Below are 15,896 nucleotides of genomic sequence, written 5' to 3'. Positions count from 1 at the left end.
ACTATGCCGTCAGCAGCGAGGGATCCTTGGTCCATTTGAGGATCTTGTCGAAGCTGACCACCGTGCCGCCCCGGCCGGGCTTGGCGCCGATGTGGACGTGGTCGGCGAGTTCCCGGATGAGACACAGGCCGCGACCGTGCTCGGCGTCCGCGCGGGCGGGCCGGATCTCCTGGGCACGGGAGAACCCCGGTCCGGAATCGGCCACTTCGATACGGCACTTCTCGCCGTCGAGATACGCGGTCACCCGGTACGCCTCCGAGACGCCGCCGTGCGACGCGTTCCCGCCGTGCTCGACGGCGTTCGCGCAGGCCTCCGACAGTGCGACGGACAGGTCGAAGGAGACCTCCGGGTCGACGCCCGCCGTCTCCATGGTGCCGATCAACAGCCTCCGGGCGAGCGGCACGCTCGCGGCCTCGCGGCGCAGATGGAGTGACCACCAGATGCTCATGCTCCAGCCTCCTGGCCGCGGCTCGACATACCGATACGTATTGCCGCCCGTAGGGGGCCGTAAGCACACAGTCGACGTGACTCCGCCCATACAGCCGATGCGCAGAGGGAGGAATCGGTGTATGAGGGACGTTTTCCCGGCCCTGCCGTGGGGGCCCGTGAGCGCAGTGCGATGATGAGGCCGCCATGACTGCCCCCCACCCACGCACGGCGCGTCCCGGAGCCGGGCTCCGGATCCTGCGGGCCGCGGTGTTCGCCGCGGTCTGCGTCGCGCTGGCCGCGTGCGGGCACACCGTCGCCTCCTGTGCGGGCGTGCCCCTGTGGACGCTGGGCGCGGGCTTCCTCGGCTGTCTGCTGCTCGTGGTGCCGCTCGCCGGGCGGGCCCGCTCGCTGCCGGGCATCGCCGCGCTCCTCGCACTCGGCCAGACCGCGCTGCACACGCTGTTCGGGCTGGCCCAGCACGGCACCGCCATGGTCTCCGGCGGGGCGGCGACGGGGTCGATGGGGTCGATGAACTCCACCGGCTCGACGGGCTCCCCGCTCAGCGACACCGCGCTGGTCGAGCAGGCCGCGCGGCTGCTGTGCGGATCGAGCCCGGCCGCCCTGACCCCGGGGCACGCCTTCCACCTGCTGGTCGCCGCGCACCTCGTCGACCGTTCGGGCCGGCCCGTGGCGGTCATGGGCGGCATGCACCACCCGTACGACGCCACCGGCGCCTCCGCCGCGCTGCTGCCCTCGCTGCCGATGCTGCTCGGCCACGTCCTCGCGGCCGTCGCCGCGGGCTGGCTGCTGCGCCGCGGCGATCTGGCGCTGCTGCGGCTGATCGACCTGTCGGCGCACGGAGTCGCGGAGGGGGCGCTCGTACGATCCCTGCGCGCCGCACTCGCGCTGGCGCGCGCCCTGTGCGCCGGACTGCTCCCCGCCGCCGAGCCCCTCATGTGCGGCCGTCGTACCGCCCGGGACGAGGCACCCGACCCGCATACCACCGCGCTCCAGCACACGGTGATCCGGCGCGGCCCGCCCGCCGCCGGCTTCCGTCTCGCCGCCTGACGCGACGCGCGCACCACTGCACCGATCCGGTGATCCGGAGCAGAGGGCCGCCGCCGTCGCGCGGCACGCGCGCGTGCGCACCGTGAACCCACCGAAGGGCACGGCCACGCGCACGCGTACCTCTCTTCGTCACCAGAACTCTCAGAGTGGAGTGCTCCTGCCATGCAGGCTTCTCGTATCGCTTCCCGTGCCCTCGCCGCCGGCGCCGTCGCGGGCACGGCCGTACTGGCGCTGTCCGTCCCCGCCTTCGCACACGTCTCCGTGCAGCCGGAGGGCACCGCGGCCAAGGGCGGTTACGCGGTCGTCGACTTCAAGGTCCCCAACGAGCGCGACAACGCCTCGACCACCAAGATCGAGGTCAGCTTCCCGGCCGACCACCCGCTCGCCTCGGTCATGCCCGAGTCCGTCGCCGGCTGGAACGTGCAGGTCACCAAGTCCAAACTGGACAAGCCGCTGACCGTGCACGCCGAGAAGATCGACGAGGCCGTCACCAAGGTCACCTGGACCGCCGCCGACGGCAAGGGCATCCGGCCCGGCTACTTCCAGAAGTTCCCGCTCTCCCTCGGCGCCCTGCCCGAGAACACCGACCAGCTCGTCTTCAAGGCGGTCCAGACGTACTCCAACAAGGAGGTCGTGCGCTGGATCGAGGTGCCGCAGGCCGGCCAGGACGAGCCGGAGAACCCGGCGCCCGTGCTGCAGCTGTCCGCCGCGACCGACGACCACCACGGCACGGCGAACGCCGAGGACGCCTCCGACAGGGCCGCGACCGCGGCCGCCGCCGACTCCGGCTCCCACGACACCGACACCACCGCGCGCGTGCTCGCCGTGGTCGGCATCGTCGTCGGCGTCGCGGGCGTCGCCTACGGCGTCCTCGCCGGTCGCCGCCGGACCGCCTAGGCCCTTCCGGACCGCGCACCGGGGGGCGTGCGGCGCGTGCGACGCTGTCGTGGCTGTCGTACGACCCCCGGTGCGCGCCGGATTACTCACATCTGGGACATTTTTCTATGCGCAAGAAGACGTTCGCCGCGGCCGCGCTGCTCGCCGCCGCCACCCTGACCCTCTCCGCCTGCGGCGGCGGGAGCGACGGCAAGTCGCCGGTCTCCGTGGTCTCGGAGGAGTCCGACTCGGGCAAGGCCGCCACCGTCCTCGACCAGCCCTTCCAGAAGCCGGACCTGGTCCTCACCGACACGCACGGCAAGAAGTACGACCTCCGCCAGGAGACCCAGGGCCACCCGACCCTGCTGTACTTCGGCTACACCCACTGCCCCGACATCTGCCCGACGACGATGAGCAACATCGCCGTCGCCAAGAAGGCGCTGCCCAAGGCCGAGCAGAACGACCTGCGGGTCGTGTTCGTCACCACCGACCCCGGCCGTGACACCCCGGCCGAGCTGGGCAAGTGGCTCAAGGGCATCGACCCGCAGTTCATCGGTCTGACCGGTGACTTCGCCACTGTCCAGGCCGGTGCCCGCTCCGTCGGCATCTCCGTGGAGCCGACGACGAAGGACAAGAACGGCAAGCTCGTCTCCGTCCACGGCACCCAGGTCATCGCCTTCTCCCCGAAGACGAACGGCGGTTATGTCCTCTACGGCGAGGACGCCACGGTCGACGACTACACCAAGGACCTGCCCAAGCTCGTCAAGGGGGCGACTCCGTGAGGCGCCGCCCCGCCCTCGTGACCGCGGCCGCCGCGCTCGCCGGTGCGCTGTCCCTCGCCGGCTGCTCGGGCTCGTCCGGCTCCGGCTCTTCCCAGGCCGAACTGTCGGTGAGCGGGCCGTACATGCCGCAGCCGGTCTCCGCCGACATGGCCGCCGGCTTTCTGACGATCACCAACAAGGGCGGCGCCGAGGACGAGCTGACCGCGGTGACCAGTGACGCCGCCGGCCAGGTCACCATGCACAGCACCATGGGCGGCGCCATGCAGGAGAAGAGCTCCTTCGCCATACCCGCCCATGGTCAACTCGTGTTCAAAAGCGGCGGCAACCATCTGATGTTCGAGAAGCTGAAGCGCAAGCCGAAGCAGGGCCAGACGGTCGCCGTGAAGCTCACCTTCGCCAGGTCCGGGCCCCTCACCGTCGAGATGCCGGTGAAGTCCGCCACGTACAACCCGTCGACCGGCCACTGAGGGAGGGACCGACCACCGTGACGCGGACCATCACCCCCACGGGACACCGGGGCAGCCTGCGCACCCTGGTGCTGCTGCTCCTCGCCGTGATCGGCGCACTGCTCGCGAGTGCCGGACCGGCCTCCGCGCATGCGGCGCTGACCGGCAGCGACCCCGCACCGGGGGTGGTGGTCAAGCAGGCGCCCAGCCAGGTGTCGCTCACCTTCTCCGAGAAGGTGGCGATGAACGACGACTCCCTGCGCGTCCTCGACCCCCGGGGCAAGCCGGTCCAGACCGGCACACCGGGCAACCTGAGCGGTACGACGTACGCCGTGAAGCTCAAGAGCGGCCTGGGCAAGGGCACCTACACGGTGACCTACCAGGTGGTCTCGGCCGACAGCCACCCCGTCTCCGGCGCCTACACCTTCTCCATCGGGGCGCCCTCGCCGACCGTGGTCTCCGGCACCGGGCCGGTCGCGGGCGGTGGAGCCGTGGGCGCTCTCTACGCGTTCGGCCGCTACGCCTCGTACGCCGGGTTCATCGTGCTCGCCGGCGGCGCGGCCTTCGTGCTCGCCTGCTGGCAGCGCGGCGCGGGCGTACGGGCCCTGCAGCGGCTGGTCGTCGGCGGCTGGCTCACGCTCACCGCGGCCACCCTGTGGCTGCTGCTCCTGCGCGGCTCCTACACCACCTCCGGGAAGTTCGCCGACGTCTTCGACCTCGGTCTGCTGGGCCAGGTGCTGCAGACCAAGACCGGCGCGGCGCTGGTCTCCCGGCTGCTGCTGCTCGCCGCCGCCGCGCTGTTCATCGCCGTCCTCTTCGGCGCCTTCACCAAGCGCGACGAGGGCGAGGAGAAGCGCGATCTGACCTTCGGGCTCGCCATCGGCGGTGTGGTCGTCGCGGCGGGGCTCGCCAGCAGCTGGGCCATGGCCGAGCATGCCTCGGTCGGGCTTCAGCCGGGCATCGCCATGCCCGTCGACGTCGTCCACCTGCTCGCCGTCGCCACCTGGCTGGGCGGGCTCACCGCCCTGCTGGTCGCCCTGTACCAGGCGCCCGCCGAGACACCGGTGGAGGCCGCCGCCGTCCGCCGCTTCTCCCGGTCGGCCTTCGGCTCCGTGGTCGTGCTCGTCGCCACCGGTGTCTACCAGTCATGGCGGCAGCTGGGCTCCTGGTCGGCGTTCACCGACACCCGGTACGGGCAGTTGCTGCTGGCCAAGATCGGGCTGGTGGCGCTGCTGATCGGCATCGCCTCGATATCGCGACGGTGGACGGGGCGGCTCGCCGACAACGCCGCCGTCGATGCCGACGCGGAGGCCGAGAAGGAGCGCGTCACCGCGGCGAAGGCGGCCGGAAAGAACACCGGCTCCGGCGACTCCCAGCGCGCCGCCCAGCTCGCGCGGCAGCGGGCCGCGATGGACGCCGCCCGGCAGAAGCGGCTACGGGACGGCGACGCGAACCGCTTCGGGCTGCGCCGTACGGTGCTCGCCGAGGCCGGTGTCGCGGTCGTGCTGCTCGCCGTCACCACCTGGCTGACCCAGACCGAGCCGGGCCGCACCGAGCTGGACGCCAAGGCGGCCTCCTCGTCCTCCTCCGCCTCGGCCACGGCGCCCTCGAACGGCGCGCTGACCCTGGACATGCCCTTCGACACCGGCGGCACGGACGGCAAGGGCGTCGTCAGCATCGACCTCGACCCCGCGCGCGTGGGCGGCAACGAGATGCATGTGTACGTCCAGCGGCCGGGCGGCCGGGCCTTCGACATCCCCGAGGTGAAGGTGGCCTTCACCCTGGAGGCGAAGAAGATCGGCCCGCTTCCCGTGACTCCCGACCACATCACCACCGGCCACTGGTCGGCGAGCGGAGTGCAGATCCCCATGGCCGGCGACTGGAAGATCGCCGTCACCGTGCGGACCTCCGACATCGACCAGGTGACCGTCTCCAAGAACGCGCAGATCGGCTGACCGACACCATGCCCGACCAGTCCATCCCTCAGGCCCGTACCGCCGCCGAGGTGTCCGAGCCGGCCGAGTCCGCGGGCAGCCACGGCATCTCCCGGCGCGCCCTGCTCGGCACCGCCGGCGCCACCGGGCTCGTGCTCGGCGCGGCCGGAGGGGCCGCGGGCTATGCCGCCGCGCCCGCCCCGGCCACCCCACTGACCTCGGTGGGCTCCGACCGGGCGATGTTTCACGGGAAACATCAGCCCGGCATCACCGAGGGGCTCCAGGCGCGCGGTCATCTCGTCGCCTTCGATCTGGCGGCGGGCGCCGGGCGCAAGGAGGCCGCGGCCCTGCTGCGCCGCTGGTCGACGACGGCCGAGCGGCTGATGGCGGGCGAGGCCGCGCCGCACGACGACACCGATGTGGCCCGCGACGCCGGGCCCTGCTCGCTGACGCTCACCTTCGGCTTCGGGCACTCCTTCTTCGGCAGGACCGGTCTGGACAAGGAGCGGCCGAGCGCACTGGACCCGCTGCCGGACTTCTCCTCCGACCACCTCGACAAGACGCGCAGCGACGGCGACCTGTGGGTGCAGATCGGCGCGAACGACGCCCTGGTCGCCTTCCACGCCCTGCGCGCGATCCAGAAGGACGCGGGCGGCGCGGCCCGCCTGCGCTGGCAGATGAACGGCTTCAACCGCACCCCGGGCGCCACCGCGCACCCCATGACCGCCCGCAACCTCATGGGTCAGCTGGACGGCACCCGCAATCCGAAGCCGGACGACCCCGACTTCGACCGGCGGATCTTCGTGCCCGCCTCGGGCGAGCCGGCCTGGATGGCGAACGGTTCCTATGCCGTCGTACGCCGCATCCGCATGCTCCTCGACGACTGGGAGAAGCTGTCGGTACCGGCCCAGGAGGCGGTCATCGGCCGCCGGAAGTCCAACGGGGCGCCGCTGTCCGGAGGCGACGAGACGACCCCGATGGACCTGGAGAAGACCGACGCCAAGGGCGAGTACGTCGTCCCCCTCAACGCCCACGCCCGGATCACCCGGCCCGACAAGAACGGCGGTGCGGCCATGCTGCGGCGCCCCTTCTCCTACCACGACGGCTTCGACGCGGACGGCACGCCCGACGCCGGTCTGCTCTTCGTCTGCTGGCAGGCCGACCCGCTGCGTGGCTTCGTCCCGGTGCAGCGCAAGCTCGACCGCGGCGACGCGTTGTCGCAGTTCATCCGGCACGAGGCGAGCGGACTGTTCGCGGTGCCGGGTGGGGCGGCGGAGGGGGAGTACGTGGGGCAGCGACTGCTGGAGGCCTGATCAGCAGGAACCAGCCCTTTCGTGGATTTCCCAGTTTCAAACCACTCGGTCGAGTGGCATTCCTGAGACGCATACGACGGGCTCCCGAACGGCCATTAGGGTGAGGACATGCCAGCGAGCTATGCGTATCTCGGCCCCGAGGGCACCTTCACCGAAGTGGCCCTCCGGACGCTCCCGGAGTCGGCCACCCGGGAGCTCGTCCCGTATGTGTCGGTGCAGTCCGCGCTGGACGCGGTGCGGGCCGGCGAAGCCGAGGCCGCGTTCGTGCCGATCGAGAACTCCGTCGAGGGCGGCATCACCACCACCCTGGACGAGCTGGTCGCGGGCGAACCGCTGACGATCTACCGCGAGGTGCTGCTGTCGATCACCTTCGCGCTGCTGGTCCGGCCCGGCACCGCGCTCACGGACATCAAGACGGTCTCCGCCCACCCGGCGGCCCAGCCCCAGGTGCGCAACTGGATGCGCAAGCACCTCCCGGACGCGCACTGGGAGTCGGCCGCCTCCAACGCGGACGCCGCCCGCCTGGTCCAGGAGGGCCGCTACGACGCCGCCTTCGCGGGCGAGTTCGCCGCCTCGCGGTACGGCCTCGAGGCCCTGGAGACCGGGATCCACGACTTCCCGGAGACCGCGCAGACCCGGTTCGTGCTGGTCGGCCGGCCGGCCCGGCCCGCCGCGCCGACCGGTGCCGACAAGACCTCGGTGGTGCTGTGGCAGCGCGACGACCACCCCGGTGCGCTCCGCGACCTGCTCGGTGAGTTCGCCTCGCGCGGCATCAACCTCATGCTGCTGCAGTCCCGGCCGACCGGCGCCGGCATCGGCAACTACTGCTTCTGCGTCGACGCCGAGGGCCATATCTCCGACCGGCGGATGGCGGAGGCGCTGATGGGCCTGAAGCGGATCTGTCTGCAGGTGCGCTTCCTCGGCTCCTATCCGCGTGCGGACATCGGGCCGGCCGAGGCTCCTGCGACCCGGCAGGGGACCTCGGACGAGGAGTTCATGGCGGCGGCGGACTGGGTGGCGCGCTGCCAGGACGGCCGGTTCTGAGGCGGCCGTAGACTGCTTCCGGCCAGTACTACCTGCGTATCTTCGTTATCCACAGAAGTTATCCACAGGTCCGCTTCTCGACCTGGGGACAAGTCGACAAGGGCGTGTGAGTCGGTCGACAAATCGTCCCTCGTGCCCCCGATGCGGCCACTATCCCGCACCTCACCCTTCGTCCACTCGTTTCCGTTGATTCATCTTTTGGAGCGACCCCTTTCCACTCAAAAGTGGGTGTGAACCGTGTTTGTCCTGGGAATTCTCCCGTCCGCCACGATGTTCCGGAATGATCAATTCCGAAATCCACAGACCTTCCACACAGCCTGTGGATAACTCCGCGGAGGGGTGTGGATCGCTGTGGACAGCGGGCTCACGAAGTGCCGTTCTCCACAAGGAAATCCGGTCAACCCGGCGCCGGGACGCTGCCCCGTCCCAGGGAGTGAGACACTTTTCCTTGACAGGTTCCGACGACTGTTTCGGTACGTTCCGACACGTTCCGCAATTTGCACATAGCGGAACGTAAGCGACAAACGGGGGCGAATCGGAGCACCAGGGAATAGGGATTCGTGAACGGCAAGCCCGCACCGGTAGCCTTGGCCTCGTGATTGACCTTCGCCTGCTCCGTGAGGACCCCGACCGTGTGCGCGCGTCCCAGCGCGCCCGTGGAGAGGACGTCGCGCTCGTCGACTCCCTCCTGTCTGCCGACGAGCGGCGCAGGTCCTCCGGCGTCCGCTTCGACGAGCTGCGTGCCGAGCAGAAGCAGCTCGGCAAGCTCATCCCCAAGGCCACCGGCGACGAGAAGGCCGAGCTGCTGAAGCGGGCGAGCCAGCTCGCCGCCGACGTGAAGGCCGCCGACGCCGAGCGCGACGCGGCCGACGCCGAGACCCAGGAACTGCTGCTCCAGCTCGGCAACCTCGTCCACCCCGACGTCCCCGTCGGCGGCGAGGAGGACTTCGCCACGCTGGAGACGCACGGCACGATCCGTGACTTCGGCGCCGAGGGCTTCGAGCCCAAGGACCACCTGGAGCTCGGCCAGCTGCTCGGCGCCATCGACGTCGAGCGCGGCGCCAAGGTCTCCGGCTCCCGCTTCTACTTCCTCACCGGCGTCGGCGCCCTGCTGGAGCTGGCCCTGGTGAACGCGGCGATGGCCCAGGCCACCGCGGCCGGCTTCACCCCGATGCTGACCCCGGCGCTGGTCCGCCCGCAGTCCATGGCGGGCACCGGCTTCCTCGGCCAGGCGGCCCAGGACGTCTACCACCTCGACAAGGACGACCTGTACCTGGTCGGCACCTCCGAGGTGCCGCTGGCGGCCTACCACATGGACGAGATCCTCGACGCCGACAAGCTGCCGCTGCGGTACGCCGGCTTCTCGCCCTGCTTCCGCCGCGAGGCCGGCTCGCACGGCAAGGACACGCGGGGCATCTTCCGTGTGCACCAGTTCGACAAGGTCGAGATGTTCTCCTACGTCGCGCCCGAGGACTCCCAGGCCGAGCACCAGCGGCTGCTGGAGTGGGAGAAGCAGTGGCTGACCTCGCTGGAGCTGCCGTTCCGCGTCATCGACGTCGCCTCCGGTGACCTCGGCGCCTCGGCCGCCCGCAAGTTCGACTGCGAGGCGTGGATCCCGACCCAGGGCAAGTACCGCGAGCTGACCTCGACCTCGGACTGCACCGAGTTCCAGTCCCGCCGCCTGTCGATCCGCGTCCGCGACGGCAAGCAGGTCAAGCCGCTCGCCACCCTGAACGGCACGCTGTGCGCGGTACCGCGCACGATCGTGGCGATCCTGGAGAACCACCAGCAGGCCGACGGCTCCGTCCGCGTCCCCGAGGTGCTGCGCCCGTACCTGGGCGGCCGGGAGGTCCTGGAGCCGGTCGCCAAGTGACCGGATTTCCCTACCGATTGATCGCGACCGACCTCGACGGAACGCTCCTGCGCTCCGACGAGTCGGTCTCACAGCGCACCCGAGACGCGCTCGCCGCGGCCGCCGCGGCGGGCGCGGCCCACATCGTCGTCACCGGCCGCGGGGTCCCGTGGACCCGCCACATCCTGGACGACCTCGGCTACGAGGGCCTCGCCGTCTGCGGCCAGGGCGCGCAGGTCTACGACGCCGGGGCGCACCGCCTGCTGACGTCGGTGACCCTGGACCGGCAGCTGGCGGGCGTGGCCCTGGCGAAGATCGAGTCCGAGGTGGGCCCGCTGTACCTGGCGGCCAGCCGCGACGGCCTCGACGGCGAGGTACTGGTCGGCCCGGGCTACGCCGTCACGGGCACCCTCCCCGCCACTCCCTTCACGGACGCGTCCGACCTCTGGACGGCTCCGCTGACCAAGATCTACATCCAGCATCCGACGATGGGCGACGACGAGCTGGCGGAGGCCGCCCGGCAGGCCGCCGGCGGCTTCGTCACCGTGGCCTTGGCGGGCACGGGCATCGTGGAACTCCTTCCGCTGGGCCTGTCCAAGGCCACGGGGCTGTCTCTCGCCGCCCGCCGTCTCGGCCTGAAGGCCGCGGACACCATCGCCTTCGGCGACATGCCCAACGACATCCCGATGTTCGCCTGGGCCTCCCGGGGCGTGGCCATGGCCAACGCCCACGAGGAGCTGCGCGCGGTGGCCGACGAGGTGACCTCCTCCAACGAGGAGGACGGGATCGCGGTGGTGCTGGAGCGGTTGCTGAGCTGAGCCTTTTCAGCTTCTTCTGCGGAGGATGCACGAATCGAACGTGCGCGGGCTTTCCAGGCCCGACCACGGCTGCTTTTGATCAAACACAGTGCAAACCGGTGCCTTACCACTCGGCCAATCCTCCGGGTGGGCGGCCCACGCGAGAGCGACATCGCGTGCTCGAAGCGGCCGCCCCGGGCTGCCCCTCGGGCTCCTCGGTGGGGTAACTACACCGGAGCCGGCCTCGGGCTGCCCTGTCGGGAGCGGGGCGTACTGCCGTGCATGGACATCGCCCAGCTCCTCTCCCAGATCGTGGAGCCGGGACGATCCCGGCGGATGGGGCACAACCACTCTGCCCCGCCGCCGGGTTGAACGCCACTGAATTACCGGCGGCGCCACCTGCGCCTGCGCGCCTTGCTGAAGAACCAGCCCGTCGGCGGCTCGTCCGAGCGCCAGGGCTGCGGCTGCGGCCCCTCGGCCCGCCAGCGGGCGGCGAGCATCCGGGCCCGCGCGGACGGCTCGGAGGTCTCGGCGCTCCGTATGAAGGCCTCGTCCAGGACCAGTTCGTCCAAGCCGTCCCAGACGTCGCCCTCGGAGCGCGCGTGCCCGTCGTTTCCCGGTATCTCCTCTGTCATCGACGGCCTCCCAGTCATACATGCGCTTTGTCCAGTGTGCCCGGATCGGTGTGAGGTCCCCGTCAAGCCGCCGGAGGCCTACTCCTCGCCCGCCAGCTTCAGCGTTCGCAGCTTCTGCCCGGCGTACCAGGTGGCCAGCACGGTCACCGCCACCAGCAGCACCGTGGCCGTCGGCAGGCCCACCTGCGAGGTCACCAGGTCACCGCCGGCGACCTTGTGGGCGACGGCCAGCGACCACTGCTGGACGCTGAGCGTGCGCGCGCCGGGCACCAGCGAGCCGAACAGCGCCTCCCAGACCAGCGCGTAGACGAGCCCGAAGACCACCGCGTGCCGGGAGACCGTGCCGAGCAGCAGGAACAGCGCCGAGTAGGCGATGGAGGAGACCAGCGCGGCGACCGTGTAGGCGACGGCGACCTGCTGGCCGTTGCCGTTGAGGATCAGGCCCGCGATCAGGGTCGGGACCGCCGAGAAGACCATGGTCACGGCGATGGCGACGATCAGCTTGGTGAAGATGATCGTGGGCCGTTTCAGCGGCTTGGACAGCAGATAGACGACGGAGCCGTCGTCGATCTCCGGTCCGATCGCGCCGGTGCCCGCGATGACGCCGATGATCGGCACCATCGTGGCGATCGCGAAGCCGCCGAGCACGTCGGAGGCGGTCTGGTCGTCGGCTCCGGTCAGGCCGCGTACGGCCACGGAGATGACGATCAGCAGCAGCGGCAGCGCGCCGAGGATGAGGGCCCGGCGGCGGCCGAGCAGGGCCCGGTAGGTGAGCCGGGCGACGGTGGGGTCATACATCTTCGGCCTCCTACGCCGCGACCAGATACGAGAAGACTGACTCCAGGGACTCGTCGGACGGCGAGACCGTGAGCAGCCGGATGCCGTGGTCCCGGGCGACGCGCGGCAGCAGGGCGGTGAAGCGGCCGAAGTCGACGGCCTGGACGCGCAGCGCGCCCTCGGTCAGGTCGACCTCGATGCCGGCCGTCGAGGGGTCGGCGATCAGCGCGGCCGCGAGGGCGCGGTCGTCGCTGGAACGGACCAGGTAGCGGTGCGGGCGGTCGGTCATCAGCCGGCGGATCTTGCGGAAGTCGCCGCTGGCCGCGTGCCTGCCGGCGACGACGACCTCGATGTGCCGGGCGAGCTGTTCGACCTCTTCGAGGATGTGCGAGGAGAACAGCACCGTGCGGCCCTCGTCACCCATCTTCCGCAGAAGGTCCATCAGTTGCATGCGCTGGCGCGGGTCCATGCCGTTGAACGGCTCGTCCAGCAGGAGCAGCGACGGCTCGTGGACCAGCGCGCTGGCCATCTTCACGCGCTGCCGCATGCCCTTGGAGTACGTGGAGATCCGCCGGTCCTGCGCGTACTCCATCTCGACCGTTGCGAGGGCGCGTTGGGCGGCCTTGGGGCCGAGACCGTGCAACTCGGCGTTGGCGACCACGAATTCACGGCCGGTGAGGAAGTCGTACATCGCCTCGCGCTCGGGGACGATGCCGATGTGCCGGTAGATCTGCTCGTTGCGCCACACCGGCTGTCCGTCGAGGGTGACCGTGCCGGTGGAGGGGGCGAGGAAACCGCCCATCATGTTGATCAGGGTGGACTTTCCGGCGCCGTTGGGTCCGAGCAGGCCGGTGACGCCGGGGCCGATGGTCATGGTGATGTCGTTGACGGCGACCACGTTGCCGAACCAACGCGAGACGTGGTCGATGCTGAGCGTGGTCACAGTCCCACCTTCTTGTAGCGGCGCATCAGCAGGCCGTAGCTGCCGGCGATCAGGGCGAGCAAGACCAGGACGTAGACCATGCCCTGCCCGGTCGAGGGGCTGACCGCTCCGGGGTTGCGGGCGGTCGCGCCCAGGAAGGCCGACTGGACGCCGTCGATGAGGGTGATGGGCGAGAACAGGCCGATCCAGGGGATGGCGGAGGTGTGGTTCTGCACATCGGCGATGGCCTGGAGCGTGGAGACCGCGCCGTAGGAGATGATCAGTACGGCGATCACGGCGGCGATGCCGAAGCCGCGGCGCGGGGTGACGGCGGCGATGACCAGGCCGATGCCGGCGAAGAGCAGGGAGAGCAGGGCCACGGAGACCAGTCCCTCGGCGAATTCCTTCGTCTGGTGGGCGAAGCCCAGTTTGGCCAGCAGCGCGCCCACGTACATCACGAGCAGGGGAGCGGCGGTCAGGATGAAGACCGCCGAGGCGAGCGCGGCGAACTTGGCGCGTACGTAGTCGGCGGTCTCGATGGGCCGCGAGAAGTACAGCGGTACGGTCTTGAAGCGCAGGTCGCGGGAGACGGCCTGGGGTGCCTGCGCGGCGACGTACAGGCTGATCACGGCCTGCAGCATGATCGCGTAGCGGGTGTAGGCCACCGGCAGTTCGTGCGCCTTGGTGAAGACCGCGACGGCCACCATGATGGCCGCGGGCACACACATCACGGCGAACAGCAGCATCGGCAGCACCTTGGTCTTGGCCGAGCGGCCGAGGCCGTAGGCGCCGCGCAGGGACTGTGCGTACAGGGAGCGGCGGGCGTAGCCACGGCCGAGCCGGGGGCCGTCGTAGCCGCGGTAGCCGATGTCGTGGATGCGGGTCTGGTCACCCGCGGGTGAGGTCAGGGGCTGCACGGGGTGCTCAACCGCCATGGCCGACGGCCTCCTTCCGCTGGTCGTCGCCGCTGTGTTCGGCGCTGCTGGTGAACACCTCGGAGATGTGGTGCCGGCGCTGCTCCATGCGGACCAGGCCGAGGCCGAGGTCGGCGACGACGTCCCGGACCAGGTCGTACGTCTCCTCGCCCTGGGCGGTCAGCAGCAGGATGTGTCCGGCGCCGGGCAGTCCGGCGCCCTCGTTCTCGGTCTCCACCCCGCGCGCGTGGAGCTCGTCGCGGACCGCGCGGGTGCCGTCGGGGTGCGTGTCGCTGTCGGTGACCTCGATCGCGAGCGTGGTCGTGGTCTGGGTGAAGTCGGTCGTGGAGCTGGAGCGCAGGAGCTTGCCGCCGTCGATGACGACGACGTGGTCGCAGGTGCGCTCCAACTCGCCGAGGAGGTGGGAGGTGACCAGGACCGATATGCCGAACTCGGTGTGGATGCGCCGGATCAGGCCGAGCATCTCGTCCCGGCCGACCGGGTCGAGGCCGTTGGTCGGCTCGTCCAGGAACACCAGCTTCGGGTCGTGCACCAGTGCCTGGGCGAGCTTGACCCGCTGCTTCATGCCGGTCGAGTAACCGCCGATGGGGCGGTAGCGCTCCTCGTACAGACCCACATGGCGCAGGGTGTCCGCGGTGCGCTCGCGGGCGGCGGTGGGCGGCAGGCCGGACATGCGCGCCATGTGGACGACGAACTCGGTGGCCGAGACGTCGGGCGGCAGGCAGTCGTGCTCCGGCATATAGCCGACGCGCTCGCGGATGGCTCCGCCCTTGGAGGCGACGTCGAGGCCGAGCACCTCGGCGCGGCCCTCCGTGGCGGGGGACAGACCCAGCAGGATCTTGATCAGGGTGGACTTGCCGGCGCCGTTGGCTCCGACGAGTCCGGTCACACCGGGCCCGATGTCCACGGACAGCCGGTCGAGCGCGGTCACCCGGGGGAACCGCTTGCTCAGGCTTTCGGTCGCGATCACAGTCACAGCTACGACGGTAGTGATTCAGGCCACGCCGGTCGTCAGACCTCAGAGCCGTATTGGCGTCAGACCCAGGTATTACGGGGCCCTAGGGGACGCCACGCCTAAGGGTTACCCCGGGTTCTCCACAGCCCGTCATCCCTCCTATTGACGCTGTCTCTAACAACTGTCACATTCACCAGTGTCAAGTTACGGACGAGTACGGCGGTCCACAGACGAGTCGGCGCATCGACGGGACAAGTCGACGACGCGACGGGACGGGGCGGCATGACGACGGCAGTGAGCAGTGAACTCCCGGTGGACTTGCGGGGGTTCTGGCGGGTGCAGCGCCTCGCCTACGAGTGCGCGGAGGCGGTGGCGGCGCGGCTGGAGCCGGGCGTGACCGAGCGCGAGGCGGCGCGGATGCAGCGGGAGTGGCTGCGCGAGCGCGGGGTGCGGGACTGGTTCCACCTGCCCTTCGCCTGGTTCGGCGACCGCACGGCGTTCGTGAACTTCCGCATACCCCTGCAGTTCTTCCCCACCGACCGCGCCCTGGCGCCCGGGATGCCGTTCATCCTGGACATGGCTCCGGTGTACGAGGGATACACGGCGGACATCGGCTACTCGGGCTCGCTCGGCGTCAATCCGGTGCAGGACCGGCTGATGGCCGACCTGGAGGCGCACCGTGAGCTGATCCTGCGCGAGGTGCGCGAGCGGCGGCCGCTGCGCGAGATCTACGAGGACGTGGACCGGCTCATGGTCCGCCAGGGTTACGCCAACCGGCATCGCGCGTACCCGTTCGGCGTGATCGCCCACAAGGTGGACCGCGTGAAACAGCGCCGCTTCTCCCCCCACCTGTTCGGGTTCGGCACGCAGTCCCTGAAGGGTCTGGCCGCCGACGCGCTGCACGGCCACCGCGAGGGCTGGTCACCGCTGTGGTCGCCGTACCGCTTCTCCGACCATCCGCCGCAGCCGGGCCTGTGGGCGGTGGAACCGCACCTCGGCTTCCGGGGCACGGGTGCGAAGTTCGAGGAGATCCTCGTGGTCACCGACTCGAGGGACCCCGAGCAGAGCGCGTTCTGGCTGGACGACGATCTGCCGCACGTGCGGCGCTGGGCGGAGGAGAAGTGACGGCGG

The 15,896-nt window shown here is 70.6% G+C and carries 16 protein-coding genes and 1 tRNA gene; 10 read left to right on the top strand and 7 right to left on the bottom strand.

Annotated features, from left to right (window positions below; translation table 11 throughout):
- Position 1: 1 nt before the first annotated feature.
- Positions 2-448, bottom strand: a complete 447-nt coding sequence (locus tag ACZ5NH_RS16880) for an ATP-binding protein (protein WP_388622606.1) — start codon at positions 446-448, stop codon at positions 2-4.
- Between the two features lie 185 nt (positions 449-633).
- Between ACZ5NH_RS16880 and ACZ5NH_RS16875 the strand changes: the two genes are divergently transcribed.
- The 9 genes from ACZ5NH_RS16875 (at position 634) to ACZ5NH_RS16835 (ending at position 10,562) form a co-directional block, all read left to right on the top strand.
- Complete coding sequence (locus ACZ5NH_RS16875) at positions 634-1,497, top strand: hypothetical protein (RefSeq protein ID WP_468775911.1); 864 nt, start codon at positions 634-636, stop codon at positions 1,495-1,497.
- A gap of 162 nt (positions 1,498-1,659) precedes the next feature.
- Positions 1,660-2,394 (top strand): YcnI family copper-binding membrane protein, encoded by a 735-nt coding sequence (locus tag ACZ5NH_RS16870; protein WP_468775909.1) that lies wholly within the window; start codon positions 1,660-1,662, stop codon positions 2,392-2,394.
- Positions 2,395-2,501: 107 nt separating this feature from the next.
- Positions 2,502-3,155 (top strand): SCO family protein, encoded by a 654-nt coding sequence (locus ACZ5NH_RS16865; RefSeq protein ID WP_468775907.1) that lies wholly within the window; start codon positions 2,502-2,504, stop codon positions 3,153-3,155.
- Positions 3,152-3,622 (top strand): copper chaperone PCu(A)C, encoded by a 471-nt coding sequence (locus ACZ5NH_RS16860; protein ID WP_388622617.1) that lies wholly within the window; start codon positions 3,152-3,154, stop codon positions 3,620-3,622. The genes ACZ5NH_RS16865 and ACZ5NH_RS16860 overlap by 4 nt, the downstream gene beginning before the upstream one ends.
- Positions 3,623-3,639: 17 nt before the next feature.
- Positions 3,640-5,556 (top strand): copper resistance CopC/CopD family protein, encoded by a 1,917-nt coding sequence (locus ACZ5NH_RS16855; RefSeq protein WP_468775905.1) that lies wholly within the window; start codon positions 3,640-3,642, stop codon positions 5,554-5,556.
- A gap of 8 nt (positions 5,557-5,564) precedes the next feature.
- Entirely contained in the window at positions 5,565-6,848 is a 1,284-nt protein-coding gene (gene efeB / locus ACZ5NH_RS16850) for an iron uptake transporter deferrochelatase/peroxidase subunit (RefSeq protein WP_468775903.1), read from the top strand.
- Positions 6,849-6,956: 108 nt separating this feature from the next.
- Complete coding sequence (pheA, locus tag ACZ5NH_RS16845) at positions 6,957-7,892, top strand: prephenate dehydratase (protein ID WP_451552787.1); 936 nt, start codon at positions 6,957-6,959, stop codon at positions 7,890-7,892.
- A gap of 595 nt (positions 7,893-8,487) precedes the next feature.
- Positions 8,488-9,765 carry a serine--tRNA ligase gene (gene serS, locus ACZ5NH_RS16840; RefSeq protein ID WP_388622627.1) on the top strand — a complete coding sequence of 426 codons (1,278 nt, stop codon included), beginning with the start codon at positions 8,488-8,490 and terminating at the stop codon, positions 9,763-9,765.
- Positions 9,762-10,562: an HAD family hydrolase gene (locus ACZ5NH_RS16835; RefSeq protein ID WP_468775900.1), complete on the top strand. Its 801-nt coding sequence runs from the start codon at positions 9,762-9,764 to the stop codon at positions 10,560-10,562. Before serS ends, ACZ5NH_RS16835 begins: the two co-directional genes overlap by 4 nt.
- Positions 10,563-10,581: 19 nt before the next feature.
- Here the strand turns inward: ACZ5NH_RS16835 and ACZ5NH_RS16830 are convergent.
- The 6 genes from ACZ5NH_RS16830 to ACZ5NH_RS16805 form a co-directional block, all read right to left on the bottom strand.
- Positions 10,582-10,686, bottom strand: a tRNA-OTHER gene (locus ACZ5NH_RS16830).
- 238 nt (positions 10,687-10,924) lie between these two features.
- Positions 10,925-11,176, bottom strand: coding sequence for an SGM_3592 family protein (locus ACZ5NH_RS16825; protein WP_468775898.1), 252 nt, complete (start codon positions 11,174-11,176; stop codon positions 10,925-10,927).
- A 78-nt stretch (positions 11,177-11,254) separates the two neighbouring features.
- Positions 11,255-11,974, bottom strand: coding sequence for an ABC transporter permease subunit (locus ACZ5NH_RS16820; protein ID WP_451552784.1), 720 nt, complete (start codon positions 11,972-11,974; stop codon positions 11,255-11,257).
- 10 nt (positions 11,975-11,984) lie between these two features.
- Positions 11,985-12,896 carry an ABC transporter ATP-binding protein gene (locus tag ACZ5NH_RS16815; RefSeq protein ID WP_451552783.1) on the bottom strand — a complete coding sequence of 304 codons (912 nt, stop codon included), beginning with the start codon at positions 12,894-12,896 and terminating at the stop codon, positions 11,985-11,987.
- The gene (locus tag ACZ5NH_RS16810; RefSeq protein WP_468775896.1) at positions 12,893-13,810 is read right to left on the bottom strand and encodes an ABC transporter permease subunit; all 918 of its coding nucleotides are present in this window, start codon (positions 13,808-13,810) and stop codon (positions 12,893-12,895) included. Before ACZ5NH_RS16810 ends, ACZ5NH_RS16815 begins: the two co-directional genes overlap by 4 nt.
- Entirely contained in the window at positions 13,800-14,780 is a 981-nt protein-coding gene (locus ACZ5NH_RS16805) for an ABC transporter ATP-binding protein (protein ID WP_450986043.1), read from the bottom strand. Before ACZ5NH_RS16805 ends, ACZ5NH_RS16810 begins: the two co-directional genes overlap by 11 nt.
- 267 nt (positions 14,781-15,047) lie before the next feature.
- Here ACZ5NH_RS16805 and ACZ5NH_RS16800 point away from each other — a divergent pair, with 267 nt between their 5' ends.
- Positions 15,048-15,890, top strand: a complete 843-nt coding sequence (locus tag ACZ5NH_RS16800; protein WP_468775894.1) for a M24 family metallopeptidase — start codon at positions 15,048-15,050, stop codon at positions 15,888-15,890.
- The last annotated feature ends 6 nt before the right edge of the window (positions 15,891-15,896 follow it).

The organism is Streptomyces sp. NPDC031426 (assembly GCF_055581585.1).
The sequence above is the reverse complement of the archived record's forward strand: the minus strand, read 5'-3'. Positions and strand labels throughout refer to the sequence as shown.

What these genes read in the sequence shown, in the direction of transcription:
- ACZ5NH_RS16880 (WP_388622606.1), bottom strand. Translation starts at nt 448, where the DNA reads ATGAGCATCTGGTGGTCACTCCATCTGCGCCGCGAGGCCGCGAGCGTG.
- ACZ5NH_RS16875 (WP_468775911.1), top strand. Translation starts at nt 634, where the DNA reads ATGACTGCCCCCCACCCACGCACGGCGCGTCCCGGAGCCGGGCTCCGG.
- ACZ5NH_RS16870 (WP_468775909.1), top strand. Translation starts at nt 1,660, where the DNA reads ATGCAGGCTTCTCGTATCGCTTCCCGTGCCCTCGCCGCCGGCGCCGTC.
- ACZ5NH_RS16865 (WP_468775907.1), top strand. Translation starts at nt 2,502, where the DNA reads ATGCGCAAGAAGACGTTCGCCGCGGCCGCGCTGCTCGCCGCCGCCACC.
- efeB (WP_468775903.1), top strand. Translation starts at nt 5,565, where the DNA reads ATGCCCGACCAGTCCATCCCTCAGGCCCGTACCGCCGCCGAGGTGTCC.
- pheA (WP_451552787.1), top strand. Translation starts at nt 6,957, where the DNA reads ATGCCAGCGAGCTATGCGTATCTCGGCCCCGAGGGCACCTTCACCGAA.
- ACZ5NH_RS16825 (WP_468775898.1), bottom strand. Translation starts at nt 11,176, where the DNA reads ATGACAGAGGAGATACCGGGAAACGACGGGCACGCGCGCTCCGAGGGC.
- ACZ5NH_RS16820 (WP_451552784.1), bottom strand. Translation starts at nt 11,974, where the DNA reads ATGTATGACCCCACCGTCGCCCGGCTCACCTACCGGGCCCTGCTCGGC.
- ACZ5NH_RS16810 (WP_468775896.1), bottom strand. Translation starts at nt 13,810, where the DNA reads ATGGCGGTTGAGCACCCCGTGCAGCCCCTGACCTCACCCGCGGGTGAC.
- ACZ5NH_RS16800 (WP_468775894.1), top strand. Translation starts at nt 15,048, where the DNA reads ATGACGACGGCAGTGAGCAGTGAACTCCCGGTGGACTTGCGGGGGTTC.